This window comes from Saccharothrix sp. NBAS 001 (genome assembly GCF_056640475.1).
Window position 1 is genome coordinate 4,572,709 of record NZ_CM153251.1, and the last position, 22,302, is coordinate 4,595,010.

13 protein-coding genes and 1 pseudogene are annotated in these 22,302 nt (G+C 71.3%); 2 read left to right on the top strand and 12 right to left on the bottom strand.

What is annotated here, in order from left to right; translation table 11 throughout:
• Positions 1 to 18: 18 nt before the first annotated feature.
• On the bottom strand, positions 19 to 1,374 hold the full coding sequence (locus tag AC0HI0_RS18795; RefSeq protein ID WP_480933666.1) for an aminotransferase class V-fold PLP-dependent enzyme: 1,356 nt from the start codon (positions 1,372 to 1,374) through the stop codon (positions 19 to 21).
• A 179-nt stretch (positions 1,375 to 1,553) separates the two neighbouring features.
• On the opposite strand from AC0HI0_RS18795, the gene AC0HI0_RS18800 reads away from it, so the two are divergent.
• Positions 1,554 to 2,915, top strand: a complete 1,362-nt coding sequence (locus AC0HI0_RS18800) for a rhodanese-like domain-containing protein (RefSeq protein ID WP_480933667.1) — start codon at positions 1,554 to 1,556, stop codon at positions 2,913 to 2,915.
• 18 nt (positions 2,916 to 2,933) lie between these two features.
• On the opposite strand, the gene AC0HI0_RS18805 is transcribed toward AC0HI0_RS18800, so the two are convergent.
• The 6 genes from AC0HI0_RS18805 to AC0HI0_RS18830 form a co-directional block, all read right to left on the bottom strand.
• The gene (locus tag AC0HI0_RS18805; RefSeq protein WP_480933668.1) at positions 2,934 to 5,099 is read right to left on the bottom strand and encodes a CRTAC1 family protein; all 2,166 of its coding nucleotides are present in this window, start codon (positions 5,097 to 5,099) and stop codon (positions 2,934 to 2,936) included.
• Between the two features lie 314 nt (positions 5,100 to 5,413).
• Complete coding sequence (locus AC0HI0_RS18810) at positions 5,414 to 6,616, bottom strand: ferritin-like domain-containing protein (protein ID WP_480933669.1); 1,203 nt, start codon at positions 6,614 to 6,616, stop codon at positions 5,414 to 5,416.
• Complete coding sequence (locus AC0HI0_RS18815; protein WP_480933670.1) at positions 6,613 to 7,464, bottom strand: phosphate/phosphite/phosphonate ABC transporter substrate-binding protein; 852 nt, start codon at positions 7,462 to 7,464, stop codon at positions 6,613 to 6,615. The genes AC0HI0_RS18810 and AC0HI0_RS18815 overlap by 4 nt, the downstream gene beginning before the upstream one ends.
• Before the next feature lie 16 nt (positions 7,465 to 7,480).
• The gene (locus AC0HI0_RS18820; RefSeq protein WP_480933671.1) at positions 7,481 to 8,572 is read right to left on the bottom strand and encodes an acyl-CoA dehydrogenase family protein; all 1,092 of its coding nucleotides are present in this window, start codon (positions 8,570 to 8,572) and stop codon (positions 7,481 to 7,483) included.
• 924 nt (positions 8,573 to 9,496) lie between these two features.
• A complete protein-coding gene (locus AC0HI0_RS18825; RefSeq protein ID WP_480933672.1) occupies positions 9,497 to 10,480 on the bottom strand; it encodes a tyrosine-type recombinase/integrase in 984 nt (327 codons plus the stop codon).
• 10 nt (positions 10,481 to 10,490) lie between these two features.
• Positions 10,491 to 10,871, bottom strand: coding sequence for a hypothetical protein (locus AC0HI0_RS18830; protein ID WP_480933673.1), 381 nt, complete (start codon positions 10,869 to 10,871; stop codon positions 10,491 to 10,493).
• Between the two features lie 621 nt (positions 10,872 to 11,492).
• Between AC0HI0_RS18830 and AC0HI0_RS18835 the strand changes: the two genes are divergently transcribed.
• Positions 11,493 to 11,660 carry a hypothetical protein gene (locus tag AC0HI0_RS18835; RefSeq protein WP_480933674.1) on the top strand — a complete coding sequence of 56 codons (168 nt, stop codon included), beginning with the start codon at positions 11,493 to 11,495 and terminating at the stop codon, positions 11,658 to 11,660.
• 361 nt (positions 11,661 to 12,021) lie between these two features.
• Here the strand turns inward: AC0HI0_RS18835 and AC0HI0_RS18840 are convergent, their stop codons facing one another.
• From AC0HI0_RS18840 to AC0HI0_RS18860, 5 genes and pseudogenes are all read right to left on the bottom strand, one after another.
• The gene (locus AC0HI0_RS18840) at positions 12,022 to 12,279 is read right to left on the bottom strand and encodes a hypothetical protein (protein ID WP_480933675.1); all 258 of its coding nucleotides are present in this window, start codon (positions 12,277 to 12,279) and stop codon (positions 12,022 to 12,024) included.
• Between the two features lie 182 nt (positions 12,280 to 12,461).
• Positions 12,462 to 14,063 (bottom strand): MFS transporter, encoded by a 1,602-nt coding sequence (locus AC0HI0_RS18845; RefSeq protein ID WP_480933676.1) that lies wholly within the window; start codon positions 14,061 to 14,063, stop codon positions 12,462 to 12,464.
• Positions 14,064 to 14,195: 132 nt separating this feature from the next.
• The gene (locus tag AC0HI0_RS18850) at positions 14,196 to 15,371 is read right to left on the bottom strand and encodes a cytochrome P450 (protein ID WP_480933677.1); all 1,176 of its coding nucleotides are present in this window, start codon (positions 15,369 to 15,371) and stop codon (positions 14,196 to 14,198) included.
• On the bottom strand, positions 15,358 to 15,744 hold the full coding sequence (locus AC0HI0_RS18855) for a nuclear transport factor 2 family protein (protein ID WP_480933678.1): 387 nt from the start codon (positions 15,742 to 15,744) through the stop codon (positions 15,358 to 15,360). The genes AC0HI0_RS18850 and AC0HI0_RS18855 overlap by 14 nt, the downstream gene beginning before the upstream one ends.
• A gap of 8 nt (positions 15,745 to 15,752) precedes the next feature.
• A pseudogene (locus tag AC0HI0_RS18860) lies at positions 15,753 to 22,301 on the bottom strand (type I polyketide synthase); the annotation flags it as partial.
• Position 22,302: the final 1 nt, after the last annotated feature.

A 22,302-nucleotide genomic window follows, 5' to 3' on the forward strand; every position in this document is an offset into this window, starting at 1 on the left:
CACCCGCCGGTCGACGGTTCAGCCGAACGCCGCCATGGCCCGCACCAGCCGGTCCACCTCCGGCTCGTCGGTGACGACGCTGGGCCCGAACCGCACGTAGGACTCGCGGTAGGGGGTGGCACCGGCCGAGACGCGGTGCTCGGTCAGCAGCCGACCCACGACCTCTTCGGGTGTGACGCCGTCCACCGTGCAGCAGACCAGGCCCGCCGAGACGTCCGCACCCCGCGGGGTGACCACCCGCACCCGGCGCAGGCCCGCCAACCCCTCCCGCAACCGGTCCACCTGGTCGCGCACCCGTGTCGCGATCCGCCCGCGCCCGATGGCCCGCTGGAACGCGACCGCCTCGGGCAGCGCCCACCGGTTCTCGAACGAGTGGTAGCCGCCCGGACTGTTGAGCGTGCCGGGGTCGCCGACCGGCGGGCGGCCGGTCAGCCACCCGGTGAAGGCCGGGATCGAGAAGCTCGGGACGACGGTGTCCACTCGACGCCACGCCGCCGCCGTACCCCACACGAAGCCGGTGCCGCGCGGGCCGAACAACCACTTGTGGGTCGAGGTCATGAAGAAGTCCGCACCCAGCGCGGGTACGTCGACGTCCTCCACCGCGAAGCCGTGCACCCCGTCCACGCACAGCAGGACGCGGTCGTGCTCGTCCCGGTGGGCGTTGACCCGCGCGACGACGTCGGCGATGTCCCGGATCGGGACCTTCACGCCGGTGCCGGAGTGCACCCACGTCAGCGCGACCACCCTGGTGCGTCCGTTGATCGCACGCCGGACCCGCTCCACCATCTGCTCGCGCGAGGCGGCAGCGGGGTCCTGGTAGAGCACAACGGAACGAACGCGGACGCCGTGCGCGGCCGCCCGCAGCCGCAGGCTCTCGTGGGTGGAGTAGAACTCGTGCGGCGTGGTCAGCACCTCGTCGCCGCGATCGAACCGCATCCCCCCGTAGACCAGGCCGATGCCCATGGTGGCGCTGTCGGTCAGGGCGATCTCCCCCGCCGGCGCGCCGATCCACGCACCGAGTGCGGCCTGCGCACGGGCGGAGTACTCCAGATCGGCTACACCCAGGTGGAAGTCCTCGGGCGAGGTGTCGAGCCGATCCCGGAACGAAGCTACTCTTTCACGTACCGATCGTGGCGACGACGCCAGCATGAACGCGGCGAAGTGCGCGCGGTCCGGACGCAGCGCGAACTGCTCCCGCACCGACCTCCAGTCGCCGGGGTCGAAAGCCGGTGCACCGTCCGGTGCCGCCGCCGCGACCGGTGTGATCCCGACGCCAACCGCCGCCGCCAACCCCGCGACCAGCAGCGCGGACCTCCGGTCGAGCGGTGGACCACCGCCCGAGCGCACTGCGCGAACCACGTCGTCCGACGACATCGGGACCTCCTCGCGAGCAGGCCGGGCGGACATTCCACGGCACCGGCAAATGGGTAGCGTTATCCGTAGTTCCAAATGAGCAGGAATGCCTGTTCTGTACTGTTTGCGCTGTACAGGCGAATTGCGGACCTGGCTATCGTGGGAAGCGCCGGCGAAGTCGATCGAGGGGCGGAATCGCGGTGGCGGACATCGACGTCATCCCACTCGTGGACGAGGGGCTCGGGAACTCCGCGTACCTGGTGGACCTGGGCGACGGACGCGGTCTGGTGGTGGACGCGAGCCTGGACCTGCGGGCCGCCTGGACCGCCGCCCGCAGGCGCGGACTGCGGCTGGCGTTCGCCGCCGACACCCACCTGCACGCCGACTTCGTCTCCGGCGCGAGGCAGCTGTCCGAGACCGAGGGCACCCGCGTGCTGGCCTCGGCGGCCGGGCTGCGCGAGTTCCCGCACCTGGGCCTGCACGACGAGGAGGAGGTGGACCTGGGTGGGCTGCGGTTGCGCGCCCTGGCCACCCCGGGACACACCCACGAGCACATGGCGTACGCGCTGCTCGACGGCGCCACGACGGTGGGCGTGTTCACCGGCGGCTCGCTGATGGTCGGCACGGCGGCCCGCACCGACCTGGTGGCACCGGAACGCACCGGAGACCTGGCGCGGCTGCAGTACTCCTCGCTGCGCAGGCTGGCCGCGCTCCCGGACGACGTGGCGGTGTGGCCGACGCACGGCGCCGGTTCGTTCTGCTCGGGTCCGCCGGGCGCGGAGCGGACCAGCACCATCGGGCGCGAGAAGGCGACCAATCCCCTGCTGGCCGTGGCCGACGCGGACGACTTCGCCGCCACGCTGCTGTCCGGGCTGGGCAGCTACCCCACCTACTTCCGCCGACTGGCCGAGGTCAACCGCCGCGGACCGGACCTGCTCAAGGCACCGCCCGCGCTGGCACCGCTGGACGCGACGGCGGTCGCGGAACTGGTGTCCGACGGGGCGCTGGTGGTCGACGTGCGCCCGATCGACGCCTTCGCCACCGGTCACCTGCCGGGTGCGCTGTCCGACCCGCTGCGCCCGGCGTTCGGGTCGTGGCTCGGTTGGCTGGTACCGCACGACCGCCCGCTGGTCGTGGTCCGCGACGAGGACCAGGACGGCGCGGAGATCGCCTGGCAGGCGGCCAAGATCGGCCACGGGTCGATCGTCGGCGAACTGGCGGGCGGTCTGGCCGCGTGGACGTCGGAGGGTCGCCCCACCGCCACCGTCGCCCTGCTCTCGGCGGACCGGATCGGCACCACCCCGGTGCTCGACGTGCGACAGCGGTCCGAGTACCTCGCGGGCCACCTGCCCGGCGCGGTGCACGTCGAACTGGGCTCGATAGCCGACCACGCGCCGCACCTCCCCCGTGGTCCTCTGGTGGTCATGTGCGGTCACGGCGAGCGCGCCATGAGCGCTGCGAGCCTGCTGGCCCACGCCGGTCACCGCGACCTGGCCGTGCTGACCGGCGGTCCCGGCGACTGGGCCGCGGCGACCGGGCGGCCCCTGACGGCAGGGGCCTGAACCCGGTCGCGCGGCCGCTCAGTGCGCCTCGTGGTAGGCCCGCAACGCGCTGATCATGAACTTGGCGGACTCGGCACGCGTGAGCCCGCCGGTGCCGACGACGTCGTCCAGCGCGGTCCCCACGCAGGCCAGGTACCGGGGCCACGCCACGGCCGGGTCGTCGTACCGGCAGGGGATCTCCGGGAAGGTGACGTGCTCGCCGGGCCGCACCCCGTACAGCCTGTTGCGCACGCCGCCGGGCCACAGCACCTCGATCGTGCCGGAGGTCGCCTTGGCCATGCCGAACGTGGTCTCAGCCGAGTCCTGTGACCCGTACGAGGTACCGTCGGTCACCGGGTGCATCGCCGTGGTGCCGCCCTTGGGCGTGAACCGGACCAGTGCGCCGACCCCGTCCCGGTTGACCTTGCCCGCCGGGGTGATGCCGACGGTGCCCAGCGTGCGCACGGTCGCCGACCTGTTGCCGTTGCCCCGGCTGATCTCCACGGACAGGTCGCCCTCGACGGTGTGGTTGCCGGTCGGGCGGAAGACGCTCCCGTCCCAGTTGTAGACCTTGAGGAACGAGGCGTCCTTGTCGAACACCGGGGACCAGTCGTGGATGTCGACCTCGTCCGCGTACCGGGTGAGGTTGCCGACCTTGAGCGACTGGGCGGCGCTGACCATGTCGGGGAAGCCGTCCCCGTTCAGGTCGCCGACCGCCATCCCGGTGACGCTGCGCCGCTTGTGGTCGGTGGCGGACCGGGCAGCGGCGTCGAACTCGAAGGAGGGGAAGAAACCCTTGCGCAGTGCGTCCGGCCCCCGGTTGCGCAGCAGCATCCCGGGGTTGTCGGCGGTGACCAGGTTCATCCCGTCGATGCTGCCGTGGAACAGGACGTCGGTGAGGCCGTCGTTGTCGTAGTCCAGCGTCGAGGTGCCCCAGCCCCACGGCGTGGTGCCGAGGCCGCCCAGGGTGGGGTCGGCGTCCCCGTTGTCGGTCCTCGGCGTGGGCACCGACCCGCGCCGGACGTCCACGAAGTGCCCGTCCGGTCGTTGCAGGAACCAACGGCTGCTCTGGTCGCCGTACTGGTGCGGCAGACCGGGCACCGGCAGCTTCATGTAGTCGCCGGTGTTGGTGGCGAACATGTCGAGGGTGCCGTCGAAGTTGAAGTCCCCGAACGAGGTACCCGACCAGCCGCCCCACTCCGACAGCCCGACGGTCATCGTGACGTCCTCGAAGTGGCCGGTGCCGTCGTTGCGGTAGAGCCGGACGAAGCCCCGGTCCGAGCCGCCGTACTTCACCGGCTGGACGAGCGCCTGGTGACTGGCCGTCACCAGGTCCACGTCGCCGTCCTGGTCGTAGTCGACGGCGGTGACCGACCAGGTCAGCTCCTCGCGCGGCGGGTCGGGGACCTTGCCGTCCACCGTGACCGGCGAAAAGCCCGAACTCAGGCTGACGTCGGTGAACGAGCGTCCGCCCGTGTTCTTGAACAGCTGGTTGGGCTGGTTGAGCGCCCACGGGACGCGGAAGATCGGCAGGGCGGTCTTCATGTCGTAGGCGTTGGCGACGGCGATGTCGAGCAGGCCGTCGTTGTCGATGTCGGCCATGGTGCAGCCCAGGTGGCTGAGCGTGCCGGCCCCGACGTCGCCCGCCGAGCCGGTGACGTCGGTGAACGTACCGCTGCCCTCGTTGCGCAGCAGTCGGTTGTTGGCGTTGCGCCCCAGTACGTAGAGGTCGGGATCGCCGTCGTTGTCGATGTCCCCGGCGCACGCGCCGTTCGCGTCCAGGTCGGTGAGGGCGACATCGGCGGCGGACCCGCGGTCGGTGAACGTCAGCCGGCCTGTTTGCGTCAACTCGTTGCGGAACAGGCTGTTCGGCGTTCCCGGGCCGTTGGTGACGAAGACGTCGGTGTCGCCGTCACCGTCGTAGTCGAACAGCACCACCCCCGGAACGCCGTGGGTGTGCACTCCCTCCGCCGCGAAGTCGTCCCGCGTGATGAACGGCCGTTGGAGGTTGGCCACGCTCCGCCAGTGTTCCGGCGACGGTGTCCGCCGGTAGTGGCCGAGCGCGGTCCCGGGTACCGCGATGTCGGTGAAGGTGATCTGGTCGTCCCGCGGCGCCGCCCACGCCGACTGCCCCGTGAGAGCGGGAACGGCCGCGAGCAGGATCACCACGAGCGCCGGGCGCAGCAGACGGGACGAGCATCTCATGGGCACCCCATTCGGAGTAGGTCGAGAAAGACTCACCCCAGCCTGCCAGATCACTGCAAGTTTTAGAAGTGGTATGTCGCCCTCCGCCTCGCCGATACGACTCACCCCTGCTCCAAATGCCTGTCATTCCTGGACTTGATCCGACAAGAAACCGTCCCACACCCACCGAGACGGACGAATCGCCCACAAGAAGGTACCTTTAGATTAAGCGACTGCGGTGGGCGTCACGGCGTACACCGGACTGCCTGCCGGCCATCGAGCGATCGCCGCACCACGCCGCGTACCGCGGGTGGTGCGGCGCACGGCCCGTCGCATCACATGAAGTTGCGGGTGTGCAGGGCCGACAGGTCGGCGGCTTCGTCGGCGGGGAACCCCAGGTGGACGAGGCGCCGTTGTCTGCCCTCGTCCATTTCGGACTGGAGCGCCATGACCGCGTCGTAACCCCTGCCGATGGCTTCGGGTCCCCACGCGCCGGCAGCGAGGACCACCAGGGAGTCGAACACGTCCTGGTTCAGCCCCGCGGTGTCGACCAGCGCGCTGTAGCGACGTTCGACCGCGGATCGCAGCCGCAGCCGCACCTCGGGATCGCGCTCGGCCTGGTGCTGGAGGTGCGCCACTCCGAACGCGACATGGCGGGCCTCGTCGCGTCGGGCCAGCCGGGTGACCTGCCGCGTGACCGGGTCCGGCGCGTTCTTGTCGAGGAAGTCGAGCAGGTTGAGGAAACTCCCCTCGCCGAGCACGGACAGCAGGAACGACGCCATCGAGAAGTCCGCTTCGGTCAGCAGCGTGGCCAGGGACTCGCGGCCGCTGACCGACGAGGTGCCCATCTCGTCGCGGTGCAGCAACGCCCGACGGGTGAAGACCTCCATGTGACGGGCTTCGTCGGCCGCCTGCACGGCGAGCAACTGCTGGACCTCGCGGAAGTGCGGGTGGACGCGGGCCAGCAGCCGGGCGGGGACGACCAGGGCGGCCTGCTCGTTCTCGATCAGGTAGGTCATCACCTGCACGACCGCGTTCTCGACCTCGTCGGGCAGCTGCTCCCCCGCGTCCCACACCACCTCGGTGTCGGGGTTCCACTGCGCGGCGGCGGCGTTGGCGTACAGCGCGGGAGCGATCTCGGCCCACACGAGGTCCCGGTGGGTGATGTCGAACGGGGTCGCGGGGCCGCCGCCCTCCACCAGCGCACCCCGTGCGGCCAGCCCCCAGTCGGACGGGGGCTCGGCGACGATGCCCGCCACACCCGGACCACCGGCCCGGACCGCACCCGCCCAGCGGTCCAGGTCGGCCCGGCCGCGCACGACCCAGGCGCGGACACCGAAGTCGGTGTCCGCCGCCTCGCGCACCCGGTGCCCCTGTTGGCGACACCACGCCGTCAGGTGGACGACGAGAGCCGGATCGGTTCCGGTGACACCGATCTCCCCGCCGGGCTGGGTGTTCTTCAGGGCCTGCTGGACCAGCAGGTGGGCACCGCGCTCGAAGCCGAGCCCGTGCAGGTCCAGGACGCCGGGGACGATCACGGCGAGTAGTCCTGCGCGGTGACGCGGCCGAGTCGGTCGTAGAAGCCCTCGTCGTCCACTGCGGCCTCCAGCAGGGCGTAACCGGAGGTCCGCCCCTCCTGCCACTCCCGCAGCCCTTCGAGGTCGAACAGCGGGCGCACCCCGGGATCGGCGTAGGACATGGACAGCAGCAGTTCGCCGAGCCGGTCGACCGGTTCGGCGGGTGCGGTGTCCACGGCGGTGAGGTTGCAGTGGTCGAAGGCCCCGGTCCGGGCGAGTACCCGCGTGCTGCCCGCCGGCAGCGTGCCCTCGCGCCCGAACCGCAGGTGGTTGGTGTCGATCACGGCGGCGGCGTCGACTTCACCGGAGACGAGCGCCCGCGCGGCGTCGCGTTCACCTCCGATGTGGTCGCCGTGCAGGCCGACACCGACGTCGAAGCGGCGCACGGTGACGTCGCGACCGGGCACGAGACCCGCCTCGCGCAGGAGCGCGGTCGGCAGCAGTGTGGCCTGCGGCGAGTCCACCGCTCCGAGCCCCACGGTGCGGCCCTGGAGTTCGGCGACCTTCGCGTACGGCGAATCCGACCGCACCAGCAGCACGGAGTGCAGATCCCGGTCGGTGTCGCGCATGACCAGCGGTCGGACCCCGCGCCCCGCGGCACGGGCCAGACGCTCGGCCCGGACCCACGCCAGCGGTGAGTTCCACGCGACGTGGATCCGTCCGGCGACCAGGTCCTCGGCCTGACGCTCGTAGTGGGAGTACAGGACGTAGTCGAACTGCAGGCCGTGCGCACGCAGCCAGGAGCGGAACCCGTCCCAGATGGTGACGACCTTCGGGTCGTAGGCGACGGCACCGAGGATCAGCGTCATGGTCCGGCCTCCGATCTCAGAACAGCGGCAGGCCGAGCGCGGCACGGCCGACGAAGTCGCGCAGGGCATCGGTCGTCGGTGCCATCACGCGGGCGGCGAGAGCGTCGCGGAACCTGCGCTCGACACCGAGTTCCTTGCGGAACGCAGCGCCGCCACAGAGCTTGAGCACGCCGTCGGCGATCTCGGCGGCGGCCTCGGCCGCCACGGACTTGACCTGGAGCACCCGCAGCGTGGCGTCGGCCCGCCCGGTCTCCAACGCGCGCAACGTGTCGTCCAGAAATGCGCGGACCTCGTCGGCGCGGGTGAGCAACCGCGCGTATGCCGTCCGGAGGTGCTGCTGGTCGACCAGCGTCTGGTCGAGGTGGTGCAACCGCGTGCGCTTGAGGTGCTCACCGGCTTCGTCGACCAGCGATTGGGCCAGCCCCAGCGAGAAGGCAGCGTTGAGCACCAGGAAGTGCGGCAGGCCGGTCTGGAGCGCGATGCCCAGCCCTGCCCCGTCGTCGCCGAGGATCGCCGCGGCGGGGATGTCGACGGCCGCGCCGGTCACGGGACTGGAGGCGTTGCCGCGCAACCCGAGCCCGTCGAACCCACCGCGCACCGAGATGCCGGAGGCGTCCCCCGGGACCAGCCATAACGTCATCGGGCCGTCCGCGGACAACGGTGTGCTGGACCACACGTAGCTGTCGACGTGACCGGCGGCGGTCACCCAACTCTTGTCCGCGTCGAGCCGCACCCGTCCGTCGCCGGCGTCGGTCACCGTGCTCAACGGAGTCCAGAAATGGCTGCGCGAACCGACTTCGGAGAACGCGAGGGTGCTCAGGTGCTCCCCGGCGGCGATCGCCCGACGGGTCTTCTCGTCACCGTGCGCCTCGATCAACGCAGTGGCCGCGTAGTGCATCAGCACGATCATGGCGGTCGAGCCGCACGCCCCGGCGAGCGCCTCGACAACCCGCGCCGCATCGGCCAGCCCTCCCCCCGCCCCGCCGACGTCCGACGACGACAGCAGCCCGAGGACCCCCGCCCTCGCCAACGCATCGATGCTCTCGCGCGGGAACTCACCCTCCCGATCCACCCGGGCGGCCTGCGGCGCGACAACATCCTCGATCACGGAACCCGCTGCGGTCAGATGCTCTGACGGCACCACGACACCACCTATTCGCGGTCGGAACCGGCCACCGGGGAGCTTTGGACGACCGGCCCCCGCACCCCCGTGCCGATATTCCATTTATCAATGTACAAGCGGAGACTAGTGGTCACGCAGAGCGATGTCCAAGAACTACTGAGTGTCACCCCATTTGTGCGGGAGTCCACTCAAGCGGACGCGACAGGCGTCCACGTGAGTGACCGGCGCGGTCGACTGGACCGTCGTGCACCGCCGTTTGCGCCTCCGGATCGCCGCCCAGTGACCGGACGAGCGTCGTCCGCGACCTGGGCGACGCACCGGGAAGACCCACAGAGGGTCTCGCCGTCCATCGGCGACAGGGACGATTCCGCTGGCCCCCACGCTTGCACCATGGGGCCACACTGCGACCCAACACAGGAATACCAAGGCCCACACCCGCCAGCACCCCGTCACGACAGGAATCCGGTCAGGAAACCCCGCCTCCGGCCCGGGGACCGTCCAGCAGCGGCCGTACTCCACCGGATTTCATCCTCGCCGAATCGAAAGCGAGCGCGGCTTCGGGCCACCACACATCGCAGACAAATCGACGCCCGGTGATCCGAACCCGCCATTGGAAGGAAAAATCATGGCTCCACGCCGTATTCCCGGACGAGAGGCACCGACCCCGTCCCGCTTCACGCCAGAACCCGGGTACCACGGCCGTCCATGCACCCGACCATGAAGCAAGTCGGACCTGCCGAACAGCCTGCAGAGAAAACGGAAGCGACCGGGATTACAACACGGTTCCGAAAGGTGTCGGCAACTGACCTGCCTGTGCCTTCCACGAACCGGGCCGCACTTTCGCGAATGTCAAGGCCCCGGCACTCACCACCCCACACCCTCTCACTCTGTGTAGCCGACACAGGAGAATCAGGCCGCGTCGGCGAGGGGGTGCGGTTCGCCGGTGTAGTCGGCCAGGGCGGTGGCGACCTCGACCGGGAGCCCCTTGGTGTAGGTGGCGGTGGGTGCACCTTTGGCATCGGTGTGGCCGGCGTAGGCGCGGGCGACGCCATAGCCGTAGCTGCGTTCGACCCAGGTCAGGGTCGAGTGGCGCAGCCAGTGCGTGGACACCCCGAGACCGGCAGCCCACGGCAGCACCGCACGAACCCGCTTCCACAGCAGGTCGTAGCGGCGACTGCCCATCGCCTTGCTCCTCTTGGTGCGCAGCAACGCGTCGCCCGGCTTCACGGCACCGCGCAGCGTGGCGTGCTCGTACAGGGCCGCTGCCAGCGTCGGACTGACCGGCTGCCACCGCTGGGTGCCGCCCTTCTCCCGCAACCGCACCGCACACCGCTGCACATCCAAATCCACCAACCGCAGGTTCAACGCACCACCCCGGCGACACGCCGTCTCCAGATGCAGCCGGAACAACAGGCTGTCCAACACCACGTCCCGGCCGCCGGACACCACTGCCTGGGCGAGCTGCGCGATCTCCTCACGCTGCAACGCACGCCGGGTCGACGGCAGACGACGCGGCAACGGCACCCTGCGCGCCGGATCGGCCTGACGGTCGATGAAACCGTCGACAGCGGCGAGCCTGAACACCAACCGCATCGCCCGCACACACGCCTCGCCCGCGTACCGGCCACCACGACTGTTGGCCCGTACCCGCGCCTGGGCCACCGACACCTCCTTCAACCCCAGGATGTCGGTCACCCTAACCCGGTCCAACCTGCGGCGACCGAACGCCGCCTCCGCACGCTTCCAATACAGGCGATAGCGCTGCGCCTGCGACGGCGTCGCCGCCGCACGGACACGGCGCAGGTACTCCCCCAACTTCGGCACCTCCGGCGAACCCGCCACCGCGGAACGCGGAACACCCATCGCGGCGCCCACCTCCCGGAGCAGCCGCACCTTCCTCCTCTCAGTGCCCATCGGGAACACCGTCCACATCGGAGTAGTAGCGCGCCACCAAGCCCGCGACAACACGCATCGGATGAACAACCAGCACACCGAGATCCAGACGCGCCACCAACACCACCGGATCGCCCTTCCCAATCCCCAGACGATCACGGACCGGGCCACGCACACCCAAGTAACCGCGGGAGTCGATCCGACCTTCCCCTTCTGCAGACAGGGAAATCGTCGCCCGGTCCGACTCGACCAAGAGGTCGTAACGCGCACCCGGAGACCACCCCAAAGCCTCCATCAACCACCGCTCGCCAACACGGCCCGAATGATCAAGCCGGGCCACACCCAGCATCAACCCGGACCCGCCAACGACAGCACTGACGACAGGTGGCATCGCAGGAGGCTCTACACGCCTCCGCCGCCGAACCGGCGGCGGCACGAACAACTGAACAGGCCGCTCAACCACCGGCCACCACCCCGCCAGCGGCTGAAATCCCAGCCGAACCAGTGGAGATCCCGAAGCGAAGACACGCACAACAAGAAGCGCATCGAGCTTCGACGCTCGATGCGCTGGACGTACGGGCTGTAACCCCCGCTGATCAGTCACAGATGGTCGCCTTTCGTGACCTCCCGTGACCGCAGCGGCTGAAATTTCAGTCGATGCGGTGTCCGAGAGGGTTCGAACGGCGTCGATGGGCAGATCGGAATCGCTCCTTCGGGATCGCCGAGCCACGCCTTGCGGAGCAACACAACCAGTACCGTGCTGCCCGAGTCGTGCAGCGATTGAACGTAACAGCCGTACGCCACAGGCTGCAGAACCCACAGAACCCGTCGGAACGATGCCGATACGCGGACCTCTGTCCGCTCGACCGACCGGCCGAGGCTATGACGGAACGAGTGCCCAGCCTACGCAGCCACCCAACACCAGACGGCAACCGCTGGGGCGTCCCGATCGGACCCACTGGCTTTGCGGCTCAGAAGCGACCGCGAATGCCGGTCTGCGAGGTGCTACAAGGTGACCCGTGACGACGAAGTGGCGGTGCTGGGTAGGGAATCCGTGATCACCGTGGTGGTGAACACAGCAGTCGTCGTTGTGATGAGGGCGGCTTCGCCGCGGGCGAGAGACGGCCTACCCAGGACTCGGGACCGGCGGACGAGCGACCACGCCGTCGCGGCGAGATAAGAGGAGACGACGACCACGAAGACTGCATGGTACCAGCCAGCCGGTGAGAACGCGTGCGGTTGGGGTATCAGCCAGTTCGGGTGCGGTCGCGGGTCTGCCGGCCAGGACACCTGCACCCCCGCCCCGGCCAGGCCGTCCACTCCGGCCGCGGGGGCGGAGAGTGGCGGGGTGGCGAGTCGGTGGCGCACGCGGGCCAAACCCTAGACCCCGAGGGGCAGGACGGCATCGCCCAGGGTGCCGCCCCAATATGTCCATAAAGGACTGCCGCCCGGTGGGGCGGGGTGGATCAGTGCCATCGACGTCATGGTCGCCACGCCGAAGCACAGGCAGAACAGGGCGGGACGAAGCCCGCCTCGCACGTTCAATGCCATGTGACGTCCCCGGGGTCGACCGGTTGGCCCGCGTTCGGGTCACTGGGGTAGTAGGGGTCACCGAGGCTGGACTGCACGACCTCGTTGCCCCGGCGGTCGGTACTGTTGCCCCACCGGCCCTCACCGAAGTGCAGCGGACCACTTGACGTGCCGTGGTGACCCGCGCCGGTGTCCACCGGGACGTCTGGCGTGCCGTCGACCAGGTCCGATACCAGATCGGCAAGGTCGGCGAGGAAGTCGAAGACCACGACCCCGTCACCGCGCCTGCAACACCTGGTTCAGCCGCTGCTGGGTGGGCAGCGGTCGCGGTGCGGACCGGCGGGCTGAAGACCCGCCTCCGTGACGGACGACCGTGGTACCCGGTCTTCGTCCGGCTCGGTGATCGGCGGCGGGATGCGGGTGTACCGCCGGAGTTCGCCGGACGCCGGAATCATCCACCCTCGCGCCCCGGAACGGTGTCCTGTGCGGGGACAGTATCGGAAGTCTCCTGGGCTGTCTCTTCTTTGCGGCTGCGGATAAAAACCGCGCAGAGAACGGCCGTCACGAGCCCGAGGCCCGCAGTGACCAGGTAGACGACGGTCAACCCGTGCGCGCCCGCAGCACGTGCAGCGTCCACTGTGGTGCGCGCCCCGCTGGTGAGTGCGGCCTCGGCGGCGACCGGGTCGGGCGTCTTCCCGTCGAGATCACCGCGGATCACTAGGGCGTAGACGACGCCGAGCAAGGCGACGCCCAGTGCCTGGCCGAGCTGGCGGAACGTGGACAGCGCACCCGATCCCATGCCTACGCGCTCCAGGGGCACGGACGCGAAGACCGCCGCCGCTGTGGCGGGAACACCGACGCCGCCGCCTAGGCCGATGACGATCAGGCCCGGCACCACGGCGGCGAGCCCGGACGACCCGTCGATCAGCAGGCCGTTGACGGCACAGCCCGCTCCCATCAGCGTGACCGCCACCGTGATGCTGATGCGCGGCGAGACGCCGTGGAGCCGTTTGCCCGCGACGGTCGCGGTGACAAACGTGGTCGCCGCCAGCGGCACCAGCGCGATGCCGGACTCGACCGGGGTCAGGCCGACCACCGACTGGAGCCAGAGCGAGGTGAAGACCAAGCAGGAAAATCCCCACGCGGACAGGACGGTGCTCATCATCAGCGCCAGGAAGGAGGCGTTGCGCATCAACGAAAGGTCGAGCATCGGGTTCGGGTGGCGCAGCTCCGCCACGATGAACAGCGCCAGGCCGAGCGCGGCGAGCGCGAACAGCAGCAACACCGACGGCGCGCCCCAACCGACCTCGCCGACCCGGATCAGCGCGTAGGTCAGGGCACCGGAAGCCAGTGCGAAGCTGACGATCCCGCCGATGTCGACGCGTGCGTCTTCGGGCTTGCGCGACTCCCGAAAGTACACCTTCGTCATCACCACGGCGACCAGGCTGACCGGGACGTTGACGTAGAAGATGGCCCGCCAGCCCAGGCTCTCGGTGAGCAGGCCGCCGAGTGCAGGCCCGGCGGCGGCCGCCGCGCCGACGACGGCCGACCAGACGCCCATGGCGGTGCCGCGTTCCTTGCCCTCGTAGGTGGTCCCGAGCAGTGCCATGCTCGTGACGAACATCGCCGAACCGCCGACGCCCTGGAGCCCTCGGGCGACGATGAGCATGGGCAGGTTCACCGAAACGGCGCAGAGCAGGGAGAACACGCCGAACACCGCGAGCGAGAGCATGAAGACCTTGCGGTGGCCGAAGAGGTCGCCGATCGAGCCCGCGCTCAGCGTGAGCACCGCCAGCACCAGGGTGTAGATGTTCAGCACCCACTGGAGGCTCGCCAGCGAGGCTTGCAGGTCGGCCCCGATCTGTGGCAGCGCGACGACGACCACCGTGGTGTCCACGATGAGCATGAACGCACTGAGGCAGACCGCCACCAACGGCAGCCACTTGCGCATAAGAAAGTCCTCGCCGATGAGTAGGAACAGAAACCCGCGGGTACGCGTCAGGTGAGCTGTCGTGACCGGCGCTGCCCGCGCCGTGGTCCGGCCCGGACGCATTTCGACGACGTCGGTCCCGAGCGGTCGAGCGGACAGATCACGCTGCGCACCCTATCCAGTCGGTTGTGTCACCATGAACCTCCATATGGTTGATGTGAGGCGGTTTCCGCCGTGCTCGCATCGGCTCGTGGTTCACCGACGCCGTACGACCAGCGGCATCCTGGTCACCCCGGAGAAACCGTGTTCGTGGAACTCGACGGCGTCGGTGACGCGGATCTCCCGGAAGCGGTCGAACAGCTGCTCCAGCGCGAGCTTCCCCTCCAGTCGCGCGAGCGGCGCACCGAGGCAGAAGTGGATGCCCCTGCCGTAGCCCACGTGCGGGTTCTGCGCGCGATGGATGTCAAACCGCTCCGGCTCGGGGAACACCCTCTCGTCGTGGTTGGCGGAGAACAGCGACGCGCTGACGACCGCCCGTTCGGGCACCGTCACCCCGGCCAGCTCGACCGGCGCGGTGGTGACCCGGTTGCGCTGGATGAACGGCGGCCGCAGGCGGACGACCTCCTCCAGCGCGCGCGGCAGCAGCGTCCGATCCACCTGCACCTCGTCGGCCGCGCCGGGGTTCTCGTCCAGGCACAGCAGCGCGTTGCCGAGCAGCATCGTCGTGGTGACGTGCCCGGCGAGCAGCAGCAGGCGGGAGAAGTTCACCACTTCCTCGTCGTCCAGCCGTTCCCCGGCGACCTCGGCCGCGACGAGCCTGCCGATCAGGTCGTCGCGATGACGTGCCCGCCGGTCGTGGCAGTGCCCGAGCAGGTACTCGTTGAGCTCCTTGATCGTCTCCTGGACGAGCTTCGCCACGGCGGGATCGGCGGGGTTGGGCACCTGCACCGACAGCAGCCGGTCCGCCCACGTGCGGAACAGGTCGCGGTCGGTGCGCGGCACGCCGAGCAGGTCCGCGATCACCGTCATCGGCAACGGGTAGGCGAACCGGCTCACCAGCTCCCACTCGTCGCCGACGTCGTCGAGCAGTTCCCCGCACAGCTCGACGATCCTCGGCTCCAGCCCGGCCACCATCCTCGGGGTGAAGACCTGGCTGACCAGCTTGCGCAGCCGCCGGTGGTCGGGCGGGTCCATCGAGACCAGGTTCCCCCGGGCGAACCCCTCCCAGTCCGGCATCACCAGCCGCGGGTCGGACGCGAACGCCGCCGGATCACCCAGCACGCGTTGCACGTCCTGGTGGCGGAACACGTGCCACACGCCGTGGCCGTCCTGCCACACCGGGTTCCGGTCGCGCATGTCCCGCAGCCACGCCCGGTAGGCCGCCCCGCCGTCGGCCAGCGACGGCGGGGCGAGCACGTCAGAGCGAGACATCGGAAATCCCCCAGAACACCTGGAGCCGGGTGATGAGCGCGTCGTCGGTGAACTCGAAGACGTCGACGGCGTTCACCGCGACCTGCCTGCGGTTCTCGTCGAGCGTGTCGCGGAAGCTCGCGGACAGCGCGACGGCGGCGCGCGTGCCGTCCTGGGCCGCGACCAGGGTGCCGACGGCGACCTTCATCTCGGACGCGACCAGCAGCGCCGCGAACTCCCCGACCGCCTCCGGCCCCACCCGCACCGCGCCGCCGACCGGGTCCTCGATGACGGCGTCCGCCGCGAACCTGGCGGCGATGGCAGCCGGGTCGCCCGCGTTGACCGCGTTGAAGTAGTCGGTCACCGCTGCCTTGCGCTGTTGCTCGTCGAGCATTCTCGTCCTCATTTCCTCGTCGGGAGCCAGAAGCTCCGACGGTCGAATGCGTACGTCGGCAGCGGCACGGGCCGTACGCCGGTCGGCGCGACCACCTGCCGCCAGTCGATCTCCAGCCCCATGACGTGCGCCGCCGCCAGCGTCTCGAACACCGGGCTCCCGGTCGGGTGACCGAGCAGCGTCACGCCGGAACCGAACAGGAACGTGGCGGTGAACCCGCCGTCACGCAGCTCGGCGAGGTCCGCCGCCCCGCCGAAGTGGTCGGCCGCGGCCGCTGCGGCACCCCGGCCGAACACCTTCTCCGGGACGATCCCGAAGCTCTCCAGCAACCTGGCCGAGGCGATCGCGGCGTCGAACGCGGCGACCTCCGGCGGCAGCCCGGCCGCCGAAGCCGCGAACACCGGGTACGCGCGCCGCAGGTCCTCGTCCACGCGTTGTTGCTCGTCGAGGAAGACGAAGGCGATCCGGTGCCCGGTGCCGGCGATTCCCCGGCGCACCTGTTCGTCGTCGTCGCCGTGCTCGATGGCGGTGAGTGCGCGCAGCAGGCCGGCGCGGTCGGACGCGTGCACGGCGGCGCGATGCCCGAACGCGGTCCTCGACGTCGCCAGGGCGACGGCGAGGCCGGTCGGGTCGGGGTCGTGGGCGCGCAGGTGTTCCCGTAGCCGTGCGGCCTGCCGGGCCAGCGCGGGCGGGGTGGCGCCGGAGAGCAGGTACGGCAGGGGCAGCGGCCGGGTACCCGGTTCGTCGGGCCGCTCGGGCGCCTGTTCCAGAACGATGTGGACCTTGGTGCCGCTCGCGCCGAACGACGACACCGCCGCGCGCCTGGGCCGATCGCCGGCGTCCCACGGCCGCGGTTCGGTGAGCAGCCGCACGGGCGACCAGTCGACGTCCGGCAGCGGCTCCTCGGCGTGCAGGGTGCGCGGCATCAGCCTGTGGCGCATGGCCAGCACCATCTTGATCACGCCGGTGACGCCGGACGCGGCCTGCGGGTGCCCGATGTTCGACTTCACGGTGCCCAGCCACACGGGCCGGTCGCGGTCACGGCCGTAGGTCGCGACCAGCGACCGGACCTCGATGGTGTCGCCGAGCCTGGTGCCGGTGCCGTGGCCCTCGACCACGTCGACGTCGCCGGCGGCCAGACCGGCGTCGGCGAGCGCGTCGCGGATCACCTGCCGCTGCGACGGCCCGTTGGGCGAGGCGAGGCCGTTGCCGGTGCCGTTGTGGTTGACCGCGGAACCCCGCACCACGGCGAGGACTTCATGCCCGCGCTCGCGGGCCGCGGACAGGCGTTCGAGCAGCACCATCCCGCCACCCTCGCCCCACCCGGTGCCGTCCGCGGCCGCCGAGAACGCCTTGCAGCGGCCGTCGGCCGCGCTGCCGCCGAGGTCCGGGAAGGCGATGGGCGCCGACAGCACGGTGACACCCCCTGCCAGCGCCATCGCGCACTCGCCGCGGCGGACCGCCTGCGCGGCGAGGTGGAGCGCGACCGCCGACGACGAGCAGCCGGTGTCGACGGTGAGGGTCGGCCCGCGCGTGCCGAGGACGTAGGACACCCGGCCGGAGGCGAGGGCGGGCGAGCTGCCGCCGCCGAGATAGGGCTCGACCCCGGCGGGGAACGCGGAGTCCGCCGAGATGTAGCTCTGGAAGAAGGTGCCGAGGTAGACACCGACCTTCTCGCCGCGCAACTGGTGCGGGTCGGTGCCGGAGCGCTCCACCGCCTCCCACGACATCTCCAGCAGCAGGCGCTGCTGCGGGTCCATCGCCATCGCCTCCTGGTCGGAGATGCCGAAGAAGCCCGGGTCGAAGTCGGCGGCGTGGTCGACGAAACCACCTTCGGTCAGCCAGGCCGCACCGGGCAGGAACGGCTCCTCGGCCATGGCGCCCCGGTCCCAACCCCGGTCGGCGGGCAGCCCGCCCACCACGTCCTGGCCGTCCTCGACGACGCGCCACAGGTCTTCCGGTGTCGTGATGCCACCGGGCAGGCGGCAGCTCATCCCGACGATGACGACCGGGTCGTCGTCCGCCGGTGCGGAGGCCGCCGGCGCTGAGGCCGCCCCGGTCACCTCCTCGCCGTCGAGTTCCGCACACAGGTGCCGAGCCAGTTCGGTGACAGTCGGGTGGTCGAACACGAGCGTGCTCGGCAGGCTCAGCCCGGTCTCCGCGACGAGCTTGTTGCGCAGGTCGACCGCGGTGAGCGAGTCGACCCCCAGGTCCCGGAACGGCCGGGACGGCGGGACCTCCTCGGCGTCGCGGTAGCCGAGCGCTTCGGCGGCCAGTCGCCGCACGAGGCTCGTCAGCACGCGTTCGCGTTCGGCGGGCGAGGTCCCGGCCAGGCTCGGCGCGGGGACCGTGGCGACGGGTTGCCGGACCGCCGCTTCGGGGATCTCGTCGAGCAGCGGGCGGCGCCGTTGCGCGGTGTAGGCAGGGGCGAACCGGCTCCAGTCGACGTCCGCGACGGCGAGCGCGGTCTCGTCGTCGGCGAGCGCGCGGGCCATCGCCGCGAGCGCGATGGCGGGGTCCATCGCCCGGATGCCCCGGCGGCCGAGCTGTTGCCGCACCTGGGGTTCCGCGGCCAGGCCGCTACCGCCCCACGCACCCCAGGCCAGCGACGTCGCGACCTTGCCGTCGGCGCGGCGGTGTTCGGCGAGCGCGTCGAGCCACGCGTTGGCCGCCGCGTACGCGCCCTGGCCGCCGCCGCCCCAGACACCGGAGTTCGAGGAGAACAGCACGAACGCGTCGAGCTCGTCGGTCAGCAGTTCGTGCAGGTGGCGGGCGCCGTCCACCTTCGCTCTGGTCACGTCGGCGATCTCGGCCGCGGTCATGTCGGCGATCAGGCGGTGCTGGGCGACACCCGCCGCGTGGACGACGGTGCGGACGGCACCCACCTCGCCCAGCAGCGCGGCCAGGGCGTCGCGGTCGGCCGCGTCGCACGCGGCGATCGTGACCTCCACGCCCAGGCGTTCGAGTTCGGCCCGCAGCTCCCGCGCCCCGGGCGCGTCCGGACCGCGGCGGCTGGTCAGCACGACGTGCTCGGCGCCGTGCGCCACCAACCACCGGGCGACGTGCGCGCCGAGCCCGCCCGTGCCGCCGGTGACCAGCGCGGTGCCGCTGGTGCGCCACTGCGCGGTCCGGCCCGGACGAGCCCGCACCAGCCGGCGCCCGAACGCACCTGCGGCGCGCAACGCGACCTGGTCCTCCTCACCGTCGAGCACGGCGGCCAGGTCGCGTGCGAGCACGTCGTCCGGCGTTGCGGGCAGGTCGACCAGGCCAGCCCACAGCTCGGGGTGCTCCAGGCCGATCACCCGGCCGAGGCCCCACACCCGGGCCTGTTCTGGGTCACGCACCGGGTCGACGGGGCCGGTGCCGACCGCGCCCTGCGTCAGCGCCCACACCCGCGCGGTGAGGCCCGCGTCGAGCAGGGCCTGCGTCAGCACGACGGTGGCCGTGACGGGTTCCTCGGTGAACGCGAGCAGGGACACGATGCCGGTGACGTCGCCGTGGGCCGCCAGCGCGTCCCGCCACGCGGCCCGGTCCGGCGTGTCGAGTTCCAGCACATCGGCGGCCAGCACGGTGGCCACCTGCTTGGCCAGGTCCGAGGCGCCGATGGGCGCTGCCACCAGCCGGCGCCCTCGGGTGGCCGGTGGCCGGGTCCGTGGCAGCGCCCGCCACACGACCCGGTAACGCCACTGGTCGACCACGCTGTCCTGGTCGCGGCGCCGGCGCCAGGCGGACAGCGCCGGGACCAGCTCGCGCAACGGGGTGTCCGCCGCGACACCGAGATCCTCGGTCAGCGCCTCCAGGTCACCGCGTTCGACGACCTCCCAGAACGCGTTCGCGTCCACATCGGACGCCTCGGGCACTGGGGTGGGTTCGAGCCAGAACCGCTGTCGTTGGAACGGGTACGGCGGCAGCGGAACGATCCGGCCCGCCGGCGCAATCCTCGTCCAGTCGAGGTCGACGCCGCCGACGTGGGCCTCCGCCGCGGACCGGGTCAGCCTGTCCAGGCTGCCTTCGTCGCGCCGCAACGAGCCGACTACGACGGAGTCCGGCAGGATGTCGTGCAACGCTGGCACGAGCACCGGGTGCGCGCTCACCTCGACAAAGGCGTGATGCCCGGCTCGCGCCAAGCCTTCGACGGTGTCGGCGAACAACACCGTCTGCCGCAGGTTGCGGTACCAGTAGGCCGCGTCCAACCCCGCCGTGTCCAGGCGTTCACCCGTCACCGTGGAGTAGAAGGGGATCTCACCGGTACGCGGCGTGATCTCCGCCAGGTCGCTCAGCAACCGGGCCTCGATGCGCTCCACGTGCGCGGAGTGTGACGCGTAGTCGACCGGGATCCAGCGAGCCCGCACGCCCCGGCGCTCGCACTCGTCGGCGACGCCCCGCAACCCCGCGACCGGCCCGGAAACCACCGTGGCGGCGGGACCGTTGACCGCGGCGACCCCGACGCCGTCCCACTCCTGCGTCAACTCCTCGGCTTCCTCGCGCGGCACCGCGAGCGACATCATCGAGCCCTCACCGCACAGCACCCGCAACGCCCTCGACCGCAACGCCACCACCGTCGCGGCGTCCTCCAGGGACAACCCGCCCGAGACGCACGCGGCGGCGATCTCGCCCTGGGAATGGCCGACCACGCCGGCGATCCGGACGCCCCAGGACTGCCAGACCCGCGCGAGGGCGACCATCATGGCGAACAGCACCGGCTGCACCGCGTCGACCCGGTCCACCACACCGCCGCCGGCCAACTCGACGCCGGGCATGTCCGCCTCGCCGCGCAGCACGTCGACCACCGAGAACCCGACCAACGGGTCCAGCACCCGCGCGCAGTCCCGCACCGCGTCCCGGAACGCGGGACCGGCGTCCCACATCTCCCGGCCCATCCCCCGCCACTGCGAGCCCTGGCCGGGAAACACCAGCACCACGGCGGAGGCACCCGGCACGGCCCTGCCCGACACCACCCCCGCGGCAGCACCGCCGGCCAGCTCGTCAAGCCCGGCCAGCAGCGCCGGCGCGTCCCCTGCCACCACCGCGCGGTGCTCGAACCGCGACCGGCGCAGCAGCGACACCCCGATGTCGGCCACCGAGTCCCCGGGCACCCGGCGGACGTGCTCGGCCAGCCGCGCGGCCTGGGCCCGCAACGCCTCGGGCGACTTCCCGGACAGCACCCACACACCCGAACCCGGCCGGTCCTCGGCGACGGGCTCCGGTTCCGCCGCGGCTTCGAGGATCACGTGCGCGTTGGTGCCGCTGATCCCGAACGACGACACCGCCGCCCGTCGCGGACGACCGGTGTCCGGCCACTCCTGCTCGGTCGCCAGCAGGGCCAGCGCACCGGAACTCCAGTCCACGTGCGGCGTCGGCTCGTCGACGTGCAGGGTGCGCGGCAGGACCCCGCGCCGCATGGCCATGATCATCTTGATCACGCCGCCAACACCGGCAGCAGCCTGCGTGTGCCCGATGTTCGACTTCAACGAACCAAGCCACAACGGACGCTCACGATCCCGCCCATAGGCGGCAATCAACGCCTGAACCTCAATCGGGTCACCCAACCGCGTCCCAGTCCCGTGCGCCTCCACGACGTCCACGTCACCGGGTTCGAGCCTGGCCTGAGCCAGCGCGGCCCGGATCACGCGCTGCTGCGCCGGTCCGTTCGGCGCGGTCAGGCCGTTCGAGGCGCCGTCCTGGTTGGTCGCGCTGCCGCGGACCACCGCCAGCACCCGGTGCCCGGCCCGGCGGGCGTCGGACAGCCGTTCGACCAGCAGCACCCCGACGCCCTCCGCCGGGCCGAACCCGTCCGCGGCGGCACCGAACGCCTTGCACCGCCCGTCCACCGCCAGCCCGCGCTGCCGGCTGAACTCCAGGAACACGCCCGCGCTCGACATGACGGTGACCCCACCGGCCAGCGCCATCGAGCACTCGCCCGCCCGCAGCGCCTGCACGGCCAGGTGCAGCGCCACCAGCGACGACGAACAGGCGGTGTCCACCGACACCGCCTGCCCTTCCAGGCCCAGGCAGTACGCGACCCGCCCGGACACCACGCTGACCGAGCCGCCGGTGAGCGCGTGCCCGTCGCCGACGGTGTCCGCGCCATAGCCGTACCCGGACGCCCCGATGAACGTGCCGACCCGTTCACCGCGCAGCGACGCCGGATCGATGCCCGCGTGCTCGACCGCTTCCCATGACGCCTCCAGCAGCAGCCGCTGCTGCGGATCGATCGCCAGCGCCTCCCGGGGCGAGATCCCGAAGAACGCCGGGTCGAACCCGGCCGCGTCGTCCAGGAAGCCGCCTGCCCGCACGTAGGACTTCCCGATCGCGTCCGGATCCGGGTCGTACATGCCGTCGAGGTCCCAGCCCCGGTCCAGCGGCAGGCCGCCGATGGCGTCCCGCCCCTCGGCGACGAGGTCCCACAGCTCGTCCGGCGTCGACACCCCGCCCGGGTACCGGCACGCCATGCCCACGACCGCGATCGGCTCGTGCCCCCGCGCGGCGAGGTTCCTGTTCTCCTGGCGCAACCGGTCGTTCTCCGTCAGGGAGGCCCGCAGCGCCTCCACGACCTGG